The organism is Sulfitobacter mediterraneus, assembly GCF_016801775.1.
Lineage (GTDB): Bacteria > Pseudomonadota > Alphaproteobacteria > Rhodobacterales > Rhodobacteraceae > Sulfitobacter > Sulfitobacter mediterraneus_A.
On sequence record NZ_CP069004.1, the window covers coordinates 486469 to 504803 of the forward strand.

18 protein-coding genes are annotated in these 18335 nt (G+C 58.8%); 12 read left to right on the forward strand and 6 right to left on the reverse strand.

Features of this window, described 5'->3' with window-relative positions:
* Positions 1–46 precede the first annotated feature (46 nt).
* A complete protein-coding gene (locus tag JNX03_RS02335) occupies positions 47–967 on the reverse strand; it encodes a LysR family transcriptional regulator (protein WP_203210860.1) in 921 nt (306 codons plus the stop codon).
* Between the two features lie 227 nt (positions 968–1194).
* Between JNX03_RS02335 and JNX03_RS02340 the strand changes: the two genes are divergently transcribed.
* From JNX03_RS02340 to pssA, 9 genes are all read left to right on the forward strand, one after another.
* Positions 1195–2805, forward strand: a complete 1611-nt coding sequence (locus tag JNX03_RS02340) for an ABC transporter substrate-binding protein (protein WP_203210861.1) — start codon at positions 1195–1197, stop codon at positions 2803–2805.
* A gap of 52 nt (positions 2806–2857) precedes the next feature.
* Positions 2858–3853, forward strand: coding sequence for an oligopeptide/dipeptide ABC transporter ATP-binding protein (locus tag JNX03_RS02345; RefSeq protein WP_203210862.1), 996 nt, complete (start codon positions 2858–2860; stop codon positions 3851–3853).
* Complete coding sequence (locus tag JNX03_RS02350; protein WP_203210863.1) at positions 3846–4817, forward strand: ABC transporter permease; 972 nt, start codon at positions 3846–3848, stop codon at positions 4815–4817. The genes JNX03_RS02345 and JNX03_RS02350 overlap by 8 nt, the downstream gene beginning before the upstream one ends.
* A complete protein-coding gene (locus tag JNX03_RS02355) occupies positions 4810–5742 on the forward strand; it encodes an ABC transporter permease (protein ID WP_203210864.1) in 933 nt (310 codons plus the stop codon). The genes JNX03_RS02350 and JNX03_RS02355 overlap by 8 nt, the downstream gene beginning before the upstream one ends.
* Before the next feature lie 2 nt (positions 5743–5744).
* Positions 5745–6767: an ABC transporter ATP-binding protein gene (locus JNX03_RS02360; protein WP_203210865.1), complete on the forward strand. Its 1023-nt coding sequence runs from the start codon at positions 5745–5747 to the stop codon at positions 6765–6767.
* A gap of 110 nt (positions 6768–6877) precedes the next feature.
* Complete coding sequence (locus JNX03_RS02365; RefSeq protein WP_203210866.1) at positions 6878–7327, forward strand: gamma-glutamylcyclotransferase family protein; 450 nt, start codon at positions 6878–6880, stop codon at positions 7325–7327.
* 93 nt (positions 7328–7420) lie between these two features.
* Complete coding sequence (gene nagA, locus JNX03_RS02370; protein WP_203210867.1) at positions 7421–8557, forward strand: N-acetylglucosamine-6-phosphate deacetylase; 1137 nt, start codon at positions 7421–7423, stop codon at positions 8555–8557.
* Positions 8558–8634: 77 nt separating this feature from the next.
* The gene (locus JNX03_RS02375; protein WP_203210868.1) at positions 8635–9315 is read left to right on the forward strand and encodes a phosphatidylserine decarboxylase; all 681 of its coding nucleotides are present in this window, start codon (positions 8635–8637) and stop codon (positions 9313–9315) included.
* An 8-nt stretch (positions 9316–9323) separates the two neighbouring features.
* Complete coding sequence (gene pssA, locus JNX03_RS02380; RefSeq protein WP_203212104.1) at positions 9324–10079, forward strand: CDP-diacylglycerol--serine O-phosphatidyltransferase; 756 nt, start codon at positions 9324–9326, stop codon at positions 10077–10079.
* Between the two features lie 9 nt (positions 10080–10088).
* On the opposite strand, the gene JNX03_RS02385 is transcribed toward pssA, so the two are convergent.
* Genes JNX03_RS02385 through JNX03_RS02395 form a run of 3 tightly spaced genes read right to left on the reverse strand, consistent with a single transcriptional unit; the run spans position 10089 to position 13103 of the window.
* Positions 10089–11099 carry an ABC transporter substrate-binding protein gene (locus JNX03_RS02385; RefSeq protein ID WP_203210869.1) on the reverse strand — a complete coding sequence of 337 codons (1011 nt, stop codon included), beginning with the start codon at positions 11097–11099 and terminating at the stop codon, positions 10089–10091.
* Positions 11078–12445, reverse strand: a complete 1368-nt coding sequence (locus JNX03_RS02390) for a sensor histidine kinase (protein WP_203212105.1) — start codon at positions 12443–12445, stop codon at positions 11078–11080. Before JNX03_RS02390 ends, JNX03_RS02385 begins: the two co-directional genes overlap by 22 nt.
* Positions 12438–13103: a response regulator transcription factor gene (locus JNX03_RS02395; protein ID WP_120502706.1), complete on the reverse strand. Its 666-nt coding sequence runs from the start codon at positions 13101–13103 to the stop codon at positions 12438–12440. Before JNX03_RS02395 ends, JNX03_RS02390 begins: the two co-directional genes overlap by 8 nt.
* A 106-nt stretch (positions 13104–13209) precedes the next feature.
* Between JNX03_RS02395 and JNX03_RS02400 the strand changes: the two genes are divergently transcribed.
* Genes JNX03_RS02400 through JNX03_RS02410 form a run of 3 tightly spaced genes read left to right on the forward strand, consistent with a single transcriptional unit; the run spans position 13210 to position 16258 of the window.
* Positions 13210–14196 (forward strand): Bug family tripartite tricarboxylate transporter substrate binding protein, encoded by a 987-nt coding sequence (locus tag JNX03_RS02400; protein ID WP_203210870.1) that lies wholly within the window; start codon positions 13210–13212, stop codon positions 14194–14196.
* A gap of 60 nt (positions 14197–14256) precedes the next feature.
* A complete protein-coding gene (locus tag JNX03_RS02405) occupies positions 14257–14739 on the forward strand; it encodes a tripartite tricarboxylate transporter TctB family protein (protein WP_203210871.1) in 483 nt (160 codons plus the stop codon).
* A gap of 4 nt (positions 14740–14743) precedes the next feature.
* Positions 14744–16258, forward strand: a complete 1515-nt coding sequence (locus tag JNX03_RS02410) for a tripartite tricarboxylate transporter permease (RefSeq protein ID WP_203210872.1) — start codon at positions 14744–14746, stop codon at positions 16256–16258.
* 18 nt (positions 16259–16276) lie between these two features.
* Here the strand turns inward: JNX03_RS02410 and JNX03_RS02415 are convergent, their stop codons facing one another.
* Both JNX03_RS02415 and JNX03_RS02420 read right to left on the reverse strand, forming a co-directional pair.
* Positions 16277–17656, reverse strand: a complete 1380-nt coding sequence (locus tag JNX03_RS02415) for an aspartate aminotransferase family protein (protein WP_203210873.1) — start codon at positions 17654–17656, stop codon at positions 16277–16279.
* Between the two features lie 121 nt (positions 17657–17777).
* A complete protein-coding gene (locus tag JNX03_RS02420; protein ID WP_037907705.1) occupies positions 17778–18260 on the reverse strand; it encodes an Lrp/AsnC family transcriptional regulator in 483 nt (160 codons plus the stop codon).
* Positions 18261–18335 lie beyond the last annotated feature (75 nt).

Consider the following 18335-nt stretch of genomic DNA (forward strand, 5'->3'; position numbering starts at 1 on the left):
GAGGGAAGGGCAAGGCCGGCGCAGGCCAGCACACTGACCGGGCGGTTCAAAGTTCTCCGCGTTGCGACAATTGTGTCTGTTCCTCGCATTTGATCTTGAGCCAGTTCACAAAGTCCACAACGTTGGAATTGTGCGAATTTTTTGCCGGATACACGGCATAATACCGTTCCTTGCAGACCAAGCGATGCTCATGGGCGAGCCTGAGCATGCCGCGCTCCAACTCGTTCTGGATCAGGAACTCTGGCAGAACCGCAACGCCGATGCCGGCCAGCGCGGCCTCGATCACATGGGCGTAGAATTCAAACCGCGGGCCAACTGTTGCGCCCACTGGCCGGGTGCCGCAACTTTTCAGCCAATCATTCCAAAGATAGGGGCGCGTGGTGTGCTGGATCAACGTATGTGAGGCTATCTCGTTGGCCTGCATCATGGGTTGGTCCAGTTCAAGCACGGAAGGGGCGCAAACGGCCACGACGGCCTCGTCCATCAGGTATTCACAATGGGCCTTGTCCCATTCAGGCAGGCCAAAGTGGATGGCCAGATCCGTGACTTCGTTTTCAAAATCAAAGGGGCTGATCTTCGAGATCAAGTTCAGCTCAATCAATGGGTGTTCTGACAGAAACTCACTCAGGCGCGGCACCAGCCATCTGGTGCCAAAGGTCGGCAGAATGGCAACGGTCAGCACACCGCCATGCCGGCCCTGAGAGATCAGCCGCGCGGTTGAAATTTCCAATCGGTTGATAATCTCGCTGACTTCTTTGGCATATTCACGCGCTGCCGGTGTCGGGGTGAGCTGTCGCTGCTCGCGGGTGAACAATTTACGCCCCAACAAATCTTCAAGCCCCGAAAGGCGTTTGCTTACAGCGCTTTGCGTCAGGTTCAGCTCCTCCGCGGCCAAGGTGACGCTGCCCAGGCGGACGGTCGATTCAAAGCAGGCCAAAGAACTGGTTGGCGGCAATGTGCGTCTCATCGGATGTCCCTCACGTCGGGTATTTTGTCATTCCATTTTGGACTGATAGAGCGGCGAAATCTTCATTTTACATGTTTTGGCATTTCTCCAAACTAGAGGAACAAATTCACATTGGGCAACTCCAAACCCGCAATTTGGTCCGTTTTTCGGGCAAATATGCTTTGCAAAGGCAGATGTCGTGATTGGGGTGATCCTGTTTCTGACTTTCACATCGGGGAGGATGTATGATGTTTCGGAATTTAATGGCCGCCTCTGCGCTGATGGCTTTGCCAATCAGCGCCATGGCCCAAGACGGCGAGATTGTGCCAGAGGTTGATTTCCTGACCTGGCCCGCCGCGAAATATTCGCACTACGCAGAAAGCTCAAACTACGTGGCAGAGCAGTGGGAGAAGCTGGGGCTTAAGGTCAATATCAATCCCGTCGCCTTCCCCAATCCGATGCTGTCTTTGTGGTTCAAGGAGCATAAGTTTGACGCGGTCTTGTCCTCGCTCTCGGGCAATCCGCTTCGGCTTGAGCCGGACTTTTTCACCAACTCTCAGTTCAACTCGGCAAATTCCGCCCCCGGCAACTGGAACGTAGGGGAATACAGCAACCCCATGGTGGACAAACTGGGCGAAAAGCAGCTGGGCATCTACGACCCCGAAGAACGCCGCGAAGTGATCTATGCCTTGCAGGAGGAGCTGTACAACGATCCCCCCGAGGCCATCGTGACCTATGCCATCAGCACCCATGCGATCAACAGCGACAACATGGAGATCGACGGTTTTGAAGCCTCGCCCGAGGGCATCCGCGCCAACGACAATATCATGCGGATGAAGTCCAAACATGGTGGTCCCGTGCGCATCGGCTGGACGGTGGATTACACCACGCTCAACCCGCTGGTGGCCAGCACCAATGAAGACCTGACCAATCTGGCCCTGATCTATGACAAGCTCGTGGTGCTTGCACCCGACGGATCGCCACGCATGTGGTTGGCGGAGTCCATTGAGGTGGTCGATGACCTGACCGTGGATGTCAAAATGCGCACAGGTCACACGTTCTCTGACGGACAGCCGGTGACACCGGAGGACGTGAAATTCACCTTTGAGTATATGAAAAAGTGGGAATCCGCTTACTTCACCAAATATCTTGAAAAAGTGGCCTCGGTGAACGTTGTTGGTGATGACACGGTCCGTTTCACACTCAACCAACCCTATGCGCCCTTTGTGATGAACACGCTGGGGCAGGTCTATGTCTTGCCGCAGCATGTCTGGGGCACGCTGGTAGAGGATCTGGGCATCGAAAAGCCACAGGATTTTGCCAATGATCGCCCAATCGGCAGCGGCCCCTACACCGTGAAATACCGCAAGGAGGGGCAGGAGATGTACCTGTCTGCGCGCAAAGACCACTATGGCGAACCGCAGTCTGATATCCTGAGCATTGTCTACGGCTCTGCCGAGGTGGTGATGCAATCACTGCGCAAGGGCGAGATTGACGCCTCTTTCCAGCCGGTTGTTCCGATCACCATTGATGAATACCGCGGTCTCGACAACATCAAGCTCTATGAGGCGAAGTCGAACGGCTACAACTCTGTGCGCTACAAGGTTACAGGGCCGGTGTTCTGGAACAAGGACCTGCGCCGCGCCTTGGCCCATGCCGTGCCTTATGATGCCATCATCAATGACATCTTTGGTGGTCTCGCGGCGGCCTCGGGCAGTTCGATCGTGCCGGTCAACGCCTATTGGCACAATCCCGCACTGAAGCCTCCGGTCTTTGATCTCGATCTGGCCCGGCAGATGCTGAAGGACGCCGGGTTCACCTGGGATGACGACGGACGGCTGCACTTTCCGCCCAAGTGATCCGCACAGTCTAAACCATACCTCAGCCCGCAATCGACAACAGGTCACCCCAATGATTGAAGCAAACAATCTCATTCGTCATTATCCGGTGGTGACCGGGCTGAGGTCTCTTTTTTCCGCGGACCGGCACAAGATGGTCCGCGCTGTGGACGGGATCAGTTTCAAGGTTGATGCAGGCAAGGTGCTGGGCATCGTCGGCGAAAGCGGATGCGGCAAATCCACCACGGCCAAGATGCTTGTGGGGCTGGAAAGCCCCACAGCTGGCAGCATCCTCATAAACAAGGACGATCTGGGTGAGATGCGCATCCGCGATCGCCATGCCTTTCACCGGCAGATGCAGATGGTGTTTCAAGATCCTTACGGCTCCATCAACCCCAGCCATGATGTGTTTCAGATCGTTTCGCGCCCGCTGGTCTACCAGGGGGAGACCGATACAGCCAAGATCCGCACAGCTGTTCTCAAAGCGATGGAACAGGTGGGACTAAACCCGCCCGAATTGTTCCTCAGCAAACATCCGCATCTTCTGAGTGGCGGGCAGCGGCAGCGCTTGTGCATCGCACGGGCGATTGTTCTGGACCCCACGTTTCTGGTCGCGGACGAACCCATCTCGATGCTGGACGTGTCGATCAAATGGGACATCATCCGCCTGTTACGCCAGTTGGTGCGGGAACGCGATCTGTCGCTGGTTTACATCACACATGATCTGGCGACCGTTCCGACGATCTGTGACGATGTGGCGATCATGTATCTGGGCAAGATTGTCGAGATCGGCCCTGTTCGGGAAATCCTGAGAAACCCCAGCCATCCCTACACCAAGGCGCTGATAGCCTCGATTCCCAGCCATGTGCCGGGGGCGGAGAGGCCCGCCGCGCAGATCGAAGGGGCTTTGCCCGATGCGATCCGGCCGCAGGAGGGTTGCCTGTTTCGCGACCGTTGCCCAGTGGCGATTGCTGATTGCGCAACACAGGCGCCGCCATTGGCCTCAACGGGCAAACAGATGGTGGCCTGTCATCTGGCCAACACAGGGAAGGACGCCGCCCATGGGTAAGTATCTTGTCACGCGTCTGGTCCATATGGTGCTGACCCTGCTGGCGATGCTGGTGCTGATGTTCTTTTTGTTCCGGCTGATGCCGGGTGATCCTACGGCCATGGTGATCAGTGACGCGCTTTATCCCAAGGCCCAAGCCGCCATGATGGAGCAATTCGGCCTCGACAAACCACTGCACCAGCAATTCGTGATCTACCTCAAGAATTACGCCCAGTTCGACTTTGGTGTGTCTTTCCGGACCAATAGGTCGGTTGCGGAATTGATCGAGGGACGGCTGATGAACACCATCATGCTGATCCTGCCGTCGCTCATAGCGGCCTATGGGTTGGGCATGATCATCGGCGCAGTGATGGCATGGTGGCGTGGCGGCAAGGCAGAGTTCTCTGTGGTGTTTGCGGCCACGGCCTTTCAATCGGCACCAGTGTTCTGGGTCGCGATGCTGGCGATCTTGGTGTTCTCGCTATGGCTGGACTGGTTTCCAGCGGGCCATATCGTCACCCCCGGTGCATTCCCGGACCCGACGCTGGCGATGTATCTTTCCAAGGATTTCCTGCACCATCTGGCACTGCCCTTCATGGTCAACACCGCCTATCAGATCTGTTTCCCGCTGCTGCTGATGCGCTCCAGCATGCTGGGCACGATCGGTGAGGACTTTATTGAACTGGCCCGTATGAAGGGGCTGAAGGAACGCCGCATCCTGTTTCACCACGCGGCGCGCAATTCCATGCTGCCAGTGGCGACCACGATCCCGATGATCCTTGGCTGGGCTGTCGCAGGCTCTGTCGTGATCGAAACCGTGTTTTCATGGCCGGGGCTGGGATTGCTGATGATCCAGGGCGTCGAGACATCGGATTATCCGGTGGTGCAGGCCGCTTTCTTCCTGATTGCCGTATTGACGGTGCTGGGCACCTTTGCGGCTGATCTTCTTTATGGGCTTTTGGATCCGAGGATTGTTTATGACTGAGATCACCGCCGATACCGCCGCGACACAGATGGCGGCCAGCGAGGCGCGTCTTGAAAAAGGGCCGGTGGCCTTTGCCCGGCACTTCTTGCGCACCGTGCATCAGACCTGGTCTGGCAAGATCGCTTTCTGGATCTTTGTTTTCTGCGCCCTGATGGCGATCATTGGGCCGCTCATCGCGCCCTTTGACCCGATGGAGCGTAACTATGATGCGGCGGGCAAACTGGTGCGATTGGCCCCGCCATCGCTGGATCATTGGCTTGGCACCACGGCGCTGGGCCGGGATGTGTTCAGCCAGATCTTGTGGGGCGCAAGGCCCGCGATGCTGGTGGGAGTGCTGACAGCACTGGGCGTCGTAGTCATCGGCGTCAACGTCGGACTGATTTCCGGCTATTTCGGCGGCAAGACCGACGCCATCCTGATGCGCATAACAGACGTGTTTCTGGGTTTGCCCTTCTTGCCCTTCATCATTGTGGTGCTCTCGATTTCGGGGCGCAGCATCTGGACCATAATCTTTGCCATGACCCTTGTGATGTGGCGGTCCACCGCGCGGGTGATCCGGGCGCAGGTGCTGTCGCTCAAGGAAATGCCGTTTATTGCCGCCGCCCGTGTGTCCGGTGCCAGTGATTGGACCATCATTTACCGCGAAATTGCCCCGAACATCCTGCCATTGGCATTGGTGAACATCGCCTTTGCGCTGGCATGGGCCATCATCACCGAGGCCAGCATCGGATTTCTGGGCTACAGCGATCCCGAAGTCGTCAGCTGGGGATCGGTGATCTATCAGGCCTTCGCCAGCCAGATGATGTACCGCGCCCCATGGTGGGTGATCCCTCCGGGGGCCGCGATCATGGTTTTGGTCAGTTCCGTCTATTTCATCGGACGCGCCTATGAAGAAGCGGTCAATCCGCGCCTGCGGGGGCTTTGATCATGGCAAACCCGCGCCTGTCCGTCACTGATCTGTCCGTTCGTTATCGCACTGACCGCGGCCCTGCCGCCGCCTTGCAGGGGGTGAAGCTCACCCTTGAGGCCGGTGAAAACCTTGGTCTGGTCGGCGAATCCGGCTGCGGCAAAAGTACCTTCTTGAAATCGGTCATGGGGGTTCTGCCTGGCAACGCAGAGATCCTGTCCGGAGCGGTCTGTCTGAACGGAGAGGACATGATCGCCGCCACCCCGGAACGCCGCCGTCAGCGGCGCTGGAAAGACATGTCGATGATCACCCAAAGTGCTTTGAATGCGCTTGATCCCGTGCATCGGGTGGGCGATCAGATCATTGATGCCATCAAGGCGCACGAGAATGTCTCACGCCGTGAGGCAACGGCACGCGCCAAAGACCTGTTCGAACTTGTCGGTGTCGACCCCAAACGCTTTCGCGAATTCCCGCATCAGTTTTCGGGCGGTATGCGGCAACGGGCGATCATTGCGATGGCATTGGTTCTGAACCCTTCTGTTGTCCTGGCGGATGAGCCGACAACCTCGCTTGATGTCATTGTCCAGGACCAGATCTTCCGCCGCATCCGTGATCTGCAAACCCAGTTCGGCTTTTCCATCCTGCTGGTCACCCATGATCTGGCGCTGGTGATCGAAAACTGTGACCGCATGGCGGTGATGTATGGCGGTGTCATCGTCGAAGAGGGGCCAACAGCGCAGGTCGTGAACACGCCGTTTCATCCCTATACCTTGGGGCTGAAGAACTCCCTTCCTGATCTGGACAGCGAGGCAGAGCCGATTGCCATCCCCGGCACGCCGCCTGATCTGGTGGATCCGCCCAGGGGCTGCCGCTTTGCGCCGCGATGCCCGTTTTCGCAAGATCAATGCCACCAGACCTTCCCGCAAATGCAGCAAGTCGCAGAAGGGCATCGCGCGGCCTGCCACCGAATTGCCGACATCGAAAATATTCGCGTGCAGGCCGCCCGCCCAGAAAAATGGAGCGTTGCCTCGGCGCTTGGGTGAACCGGTTTCGCCGCCCCCCGCGCAGAAATGGGCGCGGTCCGGGTGCGGCACGATGTGGCCACTAAACAGGTTTTTAAACGGTTGAATAAGATGAACGAAAGGAACAACACATGAATTACTTTGCCTACGGGACACTTCTGGATGTCGAAGGCATGCAAAAGTTTGCCCCCTCCGCCAAACCTTTGGGGATTATGAAACTCAAGGGATACCGGATGGGCTTTGGAGCGTGCAAACGCGATGGCGTGACCGGATGCACGCTGGATGTGGCTCCCGATGATGTCATGTACGGGATCCAATATGAGTTGAGCCAAGATGACATGGAAAAGCTGGATCAAGCCGCCGTGTCAGAGGATATGTGGGCCCGCAAAGAGATCACGCTCATTGATGCAGATGGCAATGAGGTGCCCTCGGTGACCTATGAAATACCCGGATTGACCCGCATGATCGCACCCAGTGACGACTATGTGCGCCCGATCCTCAAGGGGCTGGACGAACTGGACCTGCCCGAAAGCTATGTCGTTCATATGAGGCAGATTATCGCCCGCGCACAAACGGCCTGACCCTGCGGATTTGGCATCGGGCCACTGGCAGGCTCGGCACTGGATGTGCTAGATCCAAAGTGATGCAGATCGCCGCAAGGATACCGGCCAACGATGTTGAAACCCAGCCAGGCCTTTTTGGGCGCAAACATCCATGACGGAGAAACCTTGCACCGCGGGCATATGTTGATTGCAGATGCAGCGGGGCAGGTGGCGGCGGTGCCCGAAGGACCATTGCCGGAAGGCTGCGTTGCGACCGATCTGGCAGGTGGAACGATCATGCCGGGATATGTGGACTTGCAAGTCAACGGTGGCGGCGGCGTGATGTTCAATGACGCGCCCAAGGTGGAAACCCTACAGCAGATGGCAGCGGCCCATGCCGCGCTGGGCACAGCCGCCTTGTTGCCCACGCTGATCACGGACACCCGTGCCCGGACGGAGGCGGCAATTGCCGCCGTGATCGAGGCGCAAGCGACCAGATTGCCGGGTATCGTCGGCCTGCATCTCGAAGGGCCCCATCTGGCGGTTTCCCGCAAGGGCGCGCATGACGGGGCACTGATCCGGCCTATGGAGGACGAGGATTTGCAGATGCTGCTGCGGGCAGCTGATCGCATTGCCACCCTCAAGGTCACGCTGGCCCCTGAAAACGCCAGCTTGGCGCAGATCAAAACCCTGTCAGACGCTGGCGTGGTTGTTTTCCTTGGCCATACCGATGCGGATTACGAGACCTGCATGGCCGCCTTTGATGCGGGCGCGAAAGGCGCAACGCATCTGTTCAACGCCATGAGCCAGCTGACCAACCGCGCCCCCGGTCTGGTAGGGGCCGTGCTGGATCAGGACGATGTCTTTGCCGGGGTGATCGCTGACGGCATTCACGTGCATCCCGCAACGATGCGTCTGGCGCTGCGGGCCAAGGGGCGCAAGGATCGGATATTTGCCGTGACAGATGCCATGGCCACAGCTGGCAGCGACGTGCACAGCTTTGCCCTCAATGGCCGCGAAATCCGGCGCTGCGGTGACCGGCTGACGCTGGCGGATGGCACCTTGGCCGGGGCGCATCTGGATTTGACCCGCGCCATCGCGGTTTTGACGGAACAAGCCGGTGACAGCCTTGAAACGGCAATGGCGCGAACCACATCATGGCCAGCGGCGCTGCTGCGGGATGGTGGGAATTGGGGACGGCTCAATGCGGGGCTGACACATCTGGTCCACCTGCCTGACGCTGCGGCGCGGCCAAGGTGGTTGACCTGAGGCCGGTGTGAATACCCTTGCACTCTTGCCCAATCGCCTTATGAGGGATGCGGTACCTGCCACAAGGAAAAGACGCCATGCAAATGATGGGCACCTTCATCAAACCAATGCACCCTGAAGGCATCAAATTTGTTGCCATATTTGCGGCTGTCACGTGTGTCCTGTTCGTGTTTTCGACCTTTCTGGGTTGGATCGGGGTTGGCTTGACGGTGTGGTGCTATTACTTTTTCCGCGATCCTGAACGGGTCACGCCGGACCGTCCGGGACTGATCATCAGCCCTGCCGATGGCGTGATCTCCCTGATTGAACCTGCGGTGCCGCCCGCGGAACTGGGCATGCCGGATGAGGCGCTGACCCGTGTGAGCGTATTCATGAACGTGTTCAATTGCCACGTGAACCGCACGCCGGTTTCCGGCGAAATCCGCGCGGTCAGCTATCGCCCCGGCAAGTTTTTCAATGCCTCGCTGGACAAGGCCAGCGTGGACAACGAACGCAACAGCCTTTGCGTCAAGATGGACAACGGGCAGGAACTGGCCGTGGTGCAGATCGCCGGCCTGGTGGCCCGGCGCATCGTCTGTTTTGTCGAACCCGGCGCAACCTTGCAGCGCGGTGAACGCTTTGGGCTGATCCGCTTTGGCTCGCGGCTGGATGTCTATTTGCCCAAAGGGGTCGAGCCGATGGTCCGCATTGGCCAAACCATGATCGCGGGCGAAACGGTGTTGGCCGAACTGCCCGCCGCGACCGAAGAGGGCGCATGAGCAAACGGATGGGCGATCTTCCTGAAAAGACCAAGGGTGAGTTTTCGCTGGTCCAGCTGATCCCGAATATGCTCACCATTGCGGCGATTTGCGCCGGTCTGTCGGCCATTCGTTATGGGGTTCAGGGCAATTTCGTTTTTGCGGTGCAGCTGATTGTAGTGGCCGGTGTTCTGGACGGTCTTGATGGCCGCATGGCGCGGCTTTTGGGCAGCGACAGCGCCATGGGTGCGGAACTCGATTCACTGGCCGATTTTCTGAACTTCGGGGTTGCGCCGCCGCTGATCCTGTATTTCTGGGCGCTGCAAGACATGAACAGTGCCGCATGGTTTTCGGTTCTGGTCTTTGCGGTCTGCTGCGTGGTGCGACTGGCGCGGTTCAACGTGTCCAGCAAGGCCGAAATCGACCAACCTCCCAGTCCGCATTTCACGGGCGTGCCGTCCCCCGCAGGCGCGCTCTTGGTCCTGTTGCCGATGTTCGCGACCTTTGCCTTTCCCAATACGCTGGTCCTGCCGGAGCTGGTGATCTGTGCCTATATGGTGGTGATTGGTCTGCTGCTGATCAGCCGGGTGCCGACTTGGTCGTTCAAGACCACCAAGGTCTCGCGCCACAATGTCAAATACTACCTTGTTGGCGTGGCGGTCGTGGCGGCGGCGGTGCTGACCTATGTCTGGACCACCCTCGTGGTGCTGTGCCTTGCCTATATGGTTGTTGTCCTGTGGTCGTTGTTTACCGGCCGCGTGCCCGGCTTTCGCGGCAAATCCTGAGCCAGGTTTTCAGCGGTCCTGAATGATCGCGCTTTGCCATTCCTTGAGAAACGTGCGCCGCTTGAGCCGGTCAAGATAGGTCATCAACGCAGGCTCCAGTGCGATGGTGGATTGTGCAATGCTGCCTTGTTCCAAGTTGAGCGGGGGCAGGGGGAAATCCTGGGGCGTTCCGGCCGACTGCAGCGCAATGAGATAGCGGATGAACTCAGCGCCCATTTGCGGATGGCTGGCACCGCTGGGCACAAAGGCCGTGCGCATCATCGTGGTCGGAAAATCAGACGGCAAGATGATCTCAAGCGCATCGTGGGTGTCACGCCGCGCCAGCGCATAGCTGCCCAAAACATTGTAGGCGACAGCAATCTTGCCGGAATAAAGATCGTCAATCATCTCGCCCGAACAGCAATAAAGCCGGATATCAAGCCCGCCCATCACCTCCATCAGCCGCCAGAACGTTTCGGATGCGCGGGCGTCCTGCGTGGCAAACAGATAGCCAAGCGCAGACTCGCGCACATCATAAGTGCCCAAACGTCCGCGAAACTGCTCCGGCCGCGCCCGCAACGCCCGGATCAGATCCTGACGGTTCTGGGGCATGTCATGTCCGGCAAAGGCGGCTCGGTTGATCACGATCGCTGCCGGTTCCGTGGTAAAGGCAAACAGGCTCTGCCGCCATTGCGCCCAATCGGGGTGGCTTATGTCATTGATCTGCATGGCATATCCATCATTGGCCAGTTTAAGCTGCAAATCCATCGCGCTTGAGATCACCAAATCATAGCCATCGGGGTTATCGCGGAATCGCCGGTCAATCTCGGCGGTACTATGCACGAAGTATTCGATGGCCCATCCCGGCTGTTCACGCAAGAACCGCTGGATGATGGGTGCAAAAAACGAGGTGTCGGTGCTGGACAACACCCGCAGTGTCTGGCTTGCCGCGCTGCCTTCAAATAGCTGCTGATCTTCCCAGTCTTGTGCCAAACCTACCACGGGCCAAAGCAACAGAACTAGAACTGCAAGGATACGCATGCGCCGCCCTCCACCCGGTTTGACAGGTTCAATGTGCCGCCATGGGCCAAGGCCACATCCTGCGCAATGGTCAGGCCCAATCCGGATCCAATGATCCCCTCGGCGTTGTTACCGCGTTTGAACCGGGCCGCCAGCGTATCGATTTCCGCAGGGGGAAACCCCGGACCCTGGTCGCAAACCTGGATCTGCTTTACCGGATCGCCGGTCAGTGTGATGTCCACCGCGCTTTCTGTCGGAGCGTATTTCAGGGCGTTGTCGATCACGTTGCGGATGGCGTTCTGCAGCAGGATCGGATCACCTGAATAGGGCAGTTGCGCCGTGCCATGGACCCGCAGATCGACATCGCGCATATCCGCAACCGGTGTCAGGCGCAGGACCAGATCCTGCACCAATTCAACCAAATCAATGTCCTGCCGGTCCAGATGATCGGCGCGAAAGGTGATCATCGCATGATCCAGCAACTGCCCTGCCGCCCGTGAACTCTCATCAATCGCGCGGATCATCGACCGCAACGCCTCGCGGTTTTCACCACGGTTGACCCGTTGCAGCGTCGCCTCGGCATAGGACCGCACGGTGGCCAGCGGGGTGCGCACGCGGTGCGCGGCTTCGGCGATGAAATCCTCCGACTGCTTGAGCGAATGATCCAACCGCCCCATCAGTGAATTGAGTGACTGCACCAGCGGCAGCATCTCTGACGGCACCGGCTTGGCAAACGGGCTGAGGTCTTGCGGGCCGCGCCGTGCCACGGAGGTGGTCAGGCGTTTGAGCTGGCCAATGGTGGCGGAGGTCGCCCAGAGCGACAGCACAACAGCCAGCGCAAAGAACCCCGCGCCAAAATAGGCCGCATTGCGCGAAATCCGGTTGAGCGTTCCGGCCAGCGCGTCTTGGGTCTGGCCCACGGAGACTGTGATCTGCGTGCGTTCGCTTTCCCCCACCAGCATGCGCGATGCGGTTGCAAGACGCAGGGACGTGTTCAGGAATTCAACGGTTTGAAAACCGTCTTGCGCTGTTTGGCTGTCTGCTTTGGGCAAGAGCCCCTCATAGCCTGAAACCAAGGACTGGTCCTGATGTACCGCATAGAACACCCGATCATCAGAGGCGGTGCTGAGCATGGAAAAGGACGCATAGGGAATGTCGATCTCAACCTGTCCGCGTCGCAGCACAGCGGCATCCAGAATAGAAGCGACAGAGGCGCGCAGAATGCTGTCCTGACCCTCCTGTGCGACCTGCGCGGCATAGCTGCGCAAGGCCAGAAACAGCAGCAGCGCCAGCACCGCCGCGCCGCCAATAAGGGTGATCATAAGCCGTCCGCGCAGCGATCCGGAGACAGGCACCGCCTCAACCATGGTCAAGCCTGTAGCCCAGCCCGCGCAACGTGGTGATGCGCAGATCGCTGCCTTCGAGATGTTTGCGCAGACGCCCGACATAGACCTCAATCGCGTTCTCGCTGGCGTCGTCATCAATGGAAAACAGCCGATCAAAAAGCTTTTGTTTGGAGAAAATCTGCCCCGGTGCATTCATGAACAATTCAAGCAGACGCAATTCGCGATTGCGCAGACCAATCGCCGCGCCGCCGATCTGGAGGGTGCCGGCCACCGGATCAAACACCGCGCCGCCCAGCTCAATCTCGGTCTTGCCCTTGCCCGCCTTGCGGCGCAGCACTGCGCGGCACCGGGCCTGCAATTCGGCGTGGTCAAACGGCTTGGTCACATAGTCATCGGCTCCAAGATCGAGCATGCTGATTCTGTCGGACACCTGACTGCGGGCGGTCAAAACGATCACCGGCGTGTCCTGTCCCCCCGATCTGTGTTGTTTGAGAAAGCTGCGCCCGTCGCCATCCGGCAACATGATATCAAGCAGAATAAGATCATATTCACCGGTCTCGGAAAAGGCGATGGCATCGCCCAGTTTGTCCGCGTGATCAACGACATGGCCGTCGAACTTCATCCGCGACGAAATCGCCTTGGCCAGCTCGGCATTGTCTTCGACCAACAGAAATTTCATGGCGCGGCGCGGCCTTCTTGTGACGTGTCAGGTTTGTGTCAGGTTGGCGTTCTAGTCTTCCTTCAACTGAGCCGTGCTGCGGCCAGATGTCAAATGGGAGGACAACATGACCACATTGAAACTGGGCCGCCGCGCCCTGATTGGCGCTGCCGTTGCCGCGCTTAGCTTTGGCGCACCTGCGATGGCGGATGGCCACAAGGTGCTCGACAGCATTCACTTCTTGATCCCCGGCGGTGCTGGCGGCGGCTGGGATGGCACCGCACGTGGTACCGGCGAGGCACTGACCGGCGCGGGCCTTGTGGGCACCGCCTCTTACGAAAACATGTCAGGTGGCGGCGGCGGCAAGGCCATCGGCTATCTGATCGAGAACGCCGAAAGCAACCACGGCACGCTGATGGTCAACTCCACGCCCATCGTGATCCGCTCGCTGACGGGCGTGTTCCCGCATAACTTCCGCGATCTGACCTTGGTGGCGGGCACCATCGGTGACTACGCGGCGATTGTTGTGGGCAAGGACAGCCCGATCAATTCCATGGCGGATCTGCTGGCGGCCTATGACGCGGATCCTTCTGCCACGGCTATCGGCGGCGGCTCCGTTCCCGGCGGCATGGACCATTTGGTCGCGGCCATGGTGATGGAAGCGGCGGGCAAAGATGCGCTTGGCGTCAAATACATCCCCTATGACGCGGGCGGCAAGGCCATGGCGGCGCTGCTGTCAGGCGAGATTGCCGCGCTTTCGACCGGCTTTTCCGAAGCGGTGGATCTGGCCAAGGCAGGCGAGGTCAAGATTATCGGTGTGACAGCCGATGAACGTGTGGCTGCCGCAGCGGATGCGATGACTATGAAAGAGCAGGGTATCGACACCAGCTTTGTGAACTGGCGCGGGTTCTTTGGTGCGCCGGGTCTGCCCGCAGACAAAGTGGCGATGTACCAAGATGCGCTGGCCAAAATGTATGACACACCTGAATGGGAGGCCGTGCGCGCCCGCAACGGTTGGGTCAACATCCACAACTCCGGCGATGATTTCCGCGCTTTCCTAGAAGATCAGGAAAAGGTCATCGGTGATCTGATGAAAAAGCTCGGCTTTCTTTAACAAAGGCTGAACATGGCAGGGCGGTACGCCGCCCTGCATCACCAAAGGGGGGATGGGACGATGGCGCTTGATCGCTGGATCGCACTGATATTGCTCGGAATTTGCCTGACTTATGGCTACACCGCGTGGTTCACAATGGACGGCAGCCTTGCCCCCTTTATGAAGCGCAACCCCATCTGGCCAAGCACCTTTCCCAAAGTTTTGTCGGTGCTGGGCATTCTTGCCTCGCTGATTATCCTGCTGGGGCTGGAGAAAAGAGAAACCCAAGTCGGTGAGATCGATTACCGCCGCTTGGGGGATTACCATTTGGGTCAGGCGATCTTGCTGCTGGCGCTGATGGTGGCCTATGCGCTGTGCCTGCGGCCGCTTGGGTTTCTGTTCTCCACCGGTGCTTTTCTCATTCTGGGATCGTTCATTCTGGGCGAACGCAAATGGCATCTGATGGTGCCGGTTTCGGTGCTGACGGCTGTGGTGGTCTGGTATCTGGTGCAACAGGTCTTGGGAATCTACATGCGCCCCTTGCCCGGCTTTTTCGGAGGGTGATGACATGCTCGAAGGACTTCTGATTGGCCTGCAAACGGCCCTTTCCCTGCAAAACCTGTTGATGGTGATTGGTGGTTGTCTGATCGGGACATTCATCGGCATGCTGCCCGGCCTTGGCCCGATGTCGATCATCGCGATCATGATCCCGGTGGCGATCTCGATGGGTGATCCTTCCGCGGCGCTGATCCTGCTGGCCGGAGTTTATTACGGCGCGATCTTTGGAGGTTCGACATCCTCGATCCTGCTGAATGCGCCGGGGGTGGCGGGCACCGTGGCCTCCAGCTTTGATGGCTATCCGATGGCGAAACAGGGCAAGGCCGGCAAGGCCTTGACGATTGCCGCCATCGCCAGCTTTGCCGGTGGTACAATCGGTGCATTGCTGCTGATGGTCTTTGCGCCGATGCTGTCCTCGGTGGCGCTGCTTTTCCATTCAGCAGAATATTTCGCCCTGATGGTGGTGGGTCTGTCGGCCATCGCGGCCTTTGCGGGCACGGGGCAGGTGGCCAAGGCGATGATGATGACCGTGCTGGGCCTGATCATGGCGACCGTGGGCGAGGGGGCGCTCTTTAACCTGCCGCGCTTCACCATGGGGGTGATGGACCTGCAATCGGGCTTTGGCTTTATCACTCTGGCGATGGCGATGTTCGCCCTGCCAGAGGCGTTGTTTCTGGTGCTGAAACCGAAAATCACCCAAGGTGGCGGCGACGGCAAAATCAAAGACCTGCGCATCACCCGCAGCGAGGCCCGCGCAATTGCGCCGGTGATCGGGCGGCAATCTTTGCAGGGGTTCTTCATCGGGGTTCTGCCCGGTGCGGGTGCCACGATCGCCAGCTTTCTGGGTTACGCGGTCGAACGCAACATCGCCACCAAAGAAGAGCAGGAAGAATTTGGTAAAGGGTCGATCAAAGGCCTCGCCGCGCCCGAAACCGCCAACAACGCCGCCTGCACTGGATCATTTGTGCCGCTGCTGACGCTGGGCATTCCCGGCTCTGGCACCACGGCGATCCTGCTGGGGGCTCTGATCGCGCTCAATGTCTCGCCGGGGCCGCGCCTGATGATCGACGAGCCGCAGATTTTCTGGGCGGTGATCATGTCGATGTTCATCGGCAATCTGGTGTTGTTGATCCTGAACCTGCCCTTGATCCCCTATATTGCCAAAGTGCTATCGATCCCGCGCAACTATCTGATCCCGTTCATTTTGTTTTTCACCTTAATGGGCGCCTACATCGGCCAGAACAATGCAACAGAGCTGCTTTTGCTGGTGGGTTTCGGCATCTGTGCCACGGCGCTGAAGTTTGCAGATTACCCGCTGGCTCCGCTGCTGATCGGGTTCATTCTGGGCGGCATGCTTGAGAACAACTTCGCCCGCTCCATGCAGCTTTATGACGGTATCGGGTTTATCTGGGAACGGCCCATGACGCTTGGCCTTTTGGTGATTGCCGCGATCCTCGTGGTGCTGCCCAGCTATCGTGCACGGCGGGCGCGGGCACGGGCGGCTGGGGTGGCGGACGGCGATTGATCGCCGCCCGCTGGTTGTTTAGCCCAGAATGTCAGTGATGGCCCGGTGGGTCACGCCGACAACGTGGTCCGCTTCGGATCGGGTGAGGCAGAACGGCGGGGCAAAGCCGATGATGTCGCCCTGCGGCATGGCGCGGGCAATCACGCCCAGTTCCAGCATCCTTGCCACGATCCGTGGTGCGACTTTCTCAGCGGCATCGAAATAGATCCGGTCATCACGATCCTTCACCAGCTCGACCGCACAAAGCATCCCTTCGCCGCGGATCTCGCCCACATGGGCGTGGGTGCCCAATGCCGCCGCCATCGCGGCGTTCAGGTGCGCGCCGGTGCTGCCCGCGTTGGCCACCAGATCCAGCCGGTCCAGCAATTCGAGGTTGGCCACCCCCGCTGCTGCGCCGATGGGATGCGCCGAATAGGTCCAGCCATGGCCAATGGGGCCGTTTTCATCGGTGCCTTGCTCCAGCACCTTCCACATCTTGTCCGACACGATGGAGCCGGACAGCGGTGCATAGGCCGAGGTCAGACCTTTGGCGATGGTGATCAGATCAGGCTTCATCCCGTAGTGATCCGATCCCATCATGGTGCCCAAACGGCCAAAGCCGGTCACGACCTCGTCCGAGATCAGCAAGATATCGTGTTTGTTCAATACATCCTGAATCGCTTCCCAGTATCCGGCAGGGGGCGGAACAATGCCGCCTGTGCCCAAAACCGGCTCGCCGATAAAGGCGGCGATGGTGTCTGGCCCCTCACGCTCAATCAACGCCTCAAGTTCTGCCGCGCAATGGGCGGTGAACTGTGCTTCGGTCTGGGACAGATCATCGCGGCGATAGTAATAGGGGGCTTCGGTGTGCACCACTTGCGACAGCGGCAGATCAAACTTGTTGTGGAACAATCCCAATCCGGTCAAAGAGCCGGTCATCAGACCGGAGCCGTGATAACCGCGCCAGCGCGAGATGATCTTTTTCTTCTGCGGGCGGCCAAGGATGTTGTTGTAGTACCAGACCAATTTGATGTTGGTCTCATTGGCGTCAGATCCGCTTTGCCCGTAATAGACGTGGTTCATCCCTTCGGGCGCACGCTCTGCAATCATCCGCGACAGGGTGATGGAGGCCTCGGTACCGTGCCCCACATAGGAATGGTAATAGGCCAGTTCATGCGCCTGTTTGGCGATGGCCTCGGCGATCTCGGTGCGGCCATATCCGACGTTCACACAGTAGAGCCCGGCAAAAGCATCCAGCGACCGGTTGCCCTCGCGGTCCGTGATATGAACCCCTTCGGCCCCGGTGATGATCCGGTTGCCCATTTCGCGGCGGGCAAACTGGCCCAGATGGGTCGAAGGGTGGAAAAAGTGATCGTGGTCCCACTGGCTAAGCTGGTCGTTGCTGCGTGTGTCTGTCATGGCCGGTCCTTTGGTCTTTGTCTTGGCAGATGTATTGCCTCATTGGGTTTGACCTAGCCTGCGGCGCGGCGATGATTTTTCGGCAAATCGGTTCTGATCCCAAAAAATCATCGGATTGCGCTCAGCCCCCGCTGAGCAGATCAAAGGGTGGCGGGCCGTCTTTGACTGGCTTGGTCACGATATAGGTAAAGTAGCGCGTCACCCCCGCACGTTGATCCAAAAGCGTGTCGATCAGGCGCTGGTAACTGTCGATATCGGGGCTCACGACCTGCAACAGATAATCAAAGCCGCCGCCCAAGGCCCAGCAGCCTGTGATCTCATCATGGCGGGCCACCTCGCGTTCAAATTTGTCAAAATTTTCAGCACGATGCGCGCCCAACTCAACCGTGACAAAGACCGTGATAGACGGGCCGATGGCGCGCAAATGGAACTCTGCGCGGTAGCCTGTGATGACGCCGTTTTCTTCAAGCCGCTGCATCCGCTCCCAGCACGCCGTGGGCCGAAGCCCGACCTTGCGGGCCAGATCGCTTTTGCTGATCCGGCCATTGCGCGACAGCAGGGCAAGGATGGCGATATCGGTCTTATCAAGGCGCGGTGATTTCATGAGGGTGATCATGTCGGTGCAACATGGGCGCTTGTCAATTGCAACAAATCAGGAAAATCTAATCGGGAGGCGGGA

What these genes read in the sequence shown, in the direction of transcription:
- JNX03_RS02335 (WP_203210860.1), bottom strand. Translation starts at nt 967, where the DNA reads ATGAGACGCACATTGCCGCCAACCAGTTCTTTGGCCTGCTTTGAATCG.
- JNX03_RS02340 (WP_203210861.1), top strand. Translation starts at nt 1,195, where the DNA reads ATGTTTCGGAATTTAATGGCCGCCTCTGCGCTGATGGCTTTGCCAATC.
- JNX03_RS02345 (WP_203210862.1), top strand. Translation starts at nt 2,858, where the DNA reads ATGATTGAAGCAAACAATCTCATTCGTCATTATCCGGTGGTGACCGGG.
- JNX03_RS02350 (WP_203210863.1), top strand. Translation starts at nt 3,846, where the DNA reads ATGGGTAAGTATCTTGTCACGCGTCTGGTCCATATGGTGCTGACCCTG.
- JNX03_RS02355 (WP_203210864.1), top strand. Translation starts at nt 4,810, where the DNA reads ATGACTGAGATCACCGCCGATACCGCCGCGACACAGATGGCGGCCAGC.
- JNX03_RS02360 (WP_203210865.1), top strand. Translation starts at nt 5,745, where the DNA reads ATGGCAAACCCGCGCCTGTCCGTCACTGATCTGTCCGTTCGTTATCGC.
- JNX03_RS02365 (WP_203210866.1), top strand. Translation starts at nt 6,878, where the DNA reads ATGAATTACTTTGCCTACGGGACACTTCTGGATGTCGAAGGCATGCAA.
- nagA (WP_203210867.1), top strand. Translation starts at nt 7,421, where the DNA reads ATGTTGAAACCCAGCCAGGCCTTTTTGGGCGCAAACATCCATGACGGA.
- JNX03_RS02375 (WP_203210868.1), top strand. Translation starts at nt 8,635, where the DNA reads ATGCAAATGATGGGCACCTTCATCAAACCAATGCACCCTGAAGGCATC.
- pssA (WP_203212104.1), top strand. Translation starts at nt 9,324, where the DNA reads ATGGGCGATCTTCCTGAAAAGACCAAGGGTGAGTTTTCGCTGGTCCAG.
- JNX03_RS02385 (WP_203210869.1), bottom strand. Translation starts at nt 11,099, where the DNA reads ATGCGTATCCTTGCAGTTCTAGTTCTGTTGCTTTGGCCCGTGGTAGGT.
- JNX03_RS02390 (WP_203212105.1), bottom strand. Translation starts at nt 12,445, where the DNA reads ATGGTTGAGGCGGTGCCTGTCTCCGGATCGCTGCGCGGACGGCTTATG.
- JNX03_RS02395 (WP_120502706.1), bottom strand. Translation starts at nt 13,103, where the DNA reads ATGAAATTTCTGTTGGTCGAAGACAATGCCGAGCTGGCCAAGGCGATT.
- JNX03_RS02400 (WP_203210870.1), top strand. Translation starts at nt 13,210, where the DNA reads ATGACCACATTGAAACTGGGCCGCCGCGCCCTGATTGGCGCTGCCGTT.
- JNX03_RS02405 (WP_203210871.1), top strand. Translation starts at nt 14,257, where the DNA reads ATGGCGCTTGATCGCTGGATCGCACTGATATTGCTCGGAATTTGCCTG.
- JNX03_RS02410 (WP_203210872.1), top strand. Translation starts at nt 14,744, where the DNA reads ATGCTCGAAGGACTTCTGATTGGCCTGCAAACGGCCCTTTCCCTGCAA.
- JNX03_RS02415 (WP_203210873.1), bottom strand. Translation starts at nt 17,656, where the DNA reads ATGACAGACACACGCAGCAACGACCAGCTTAGCCAGTGGGACCACGAT.
- JNX03_RS02420 (WP_037907705.1), bottom strand. Translation starts at nt 18,260, where the DNA reads ATGAAATCACCGCGCCTTGATAAGACCGATATCGCCATCCTTGCCCTG.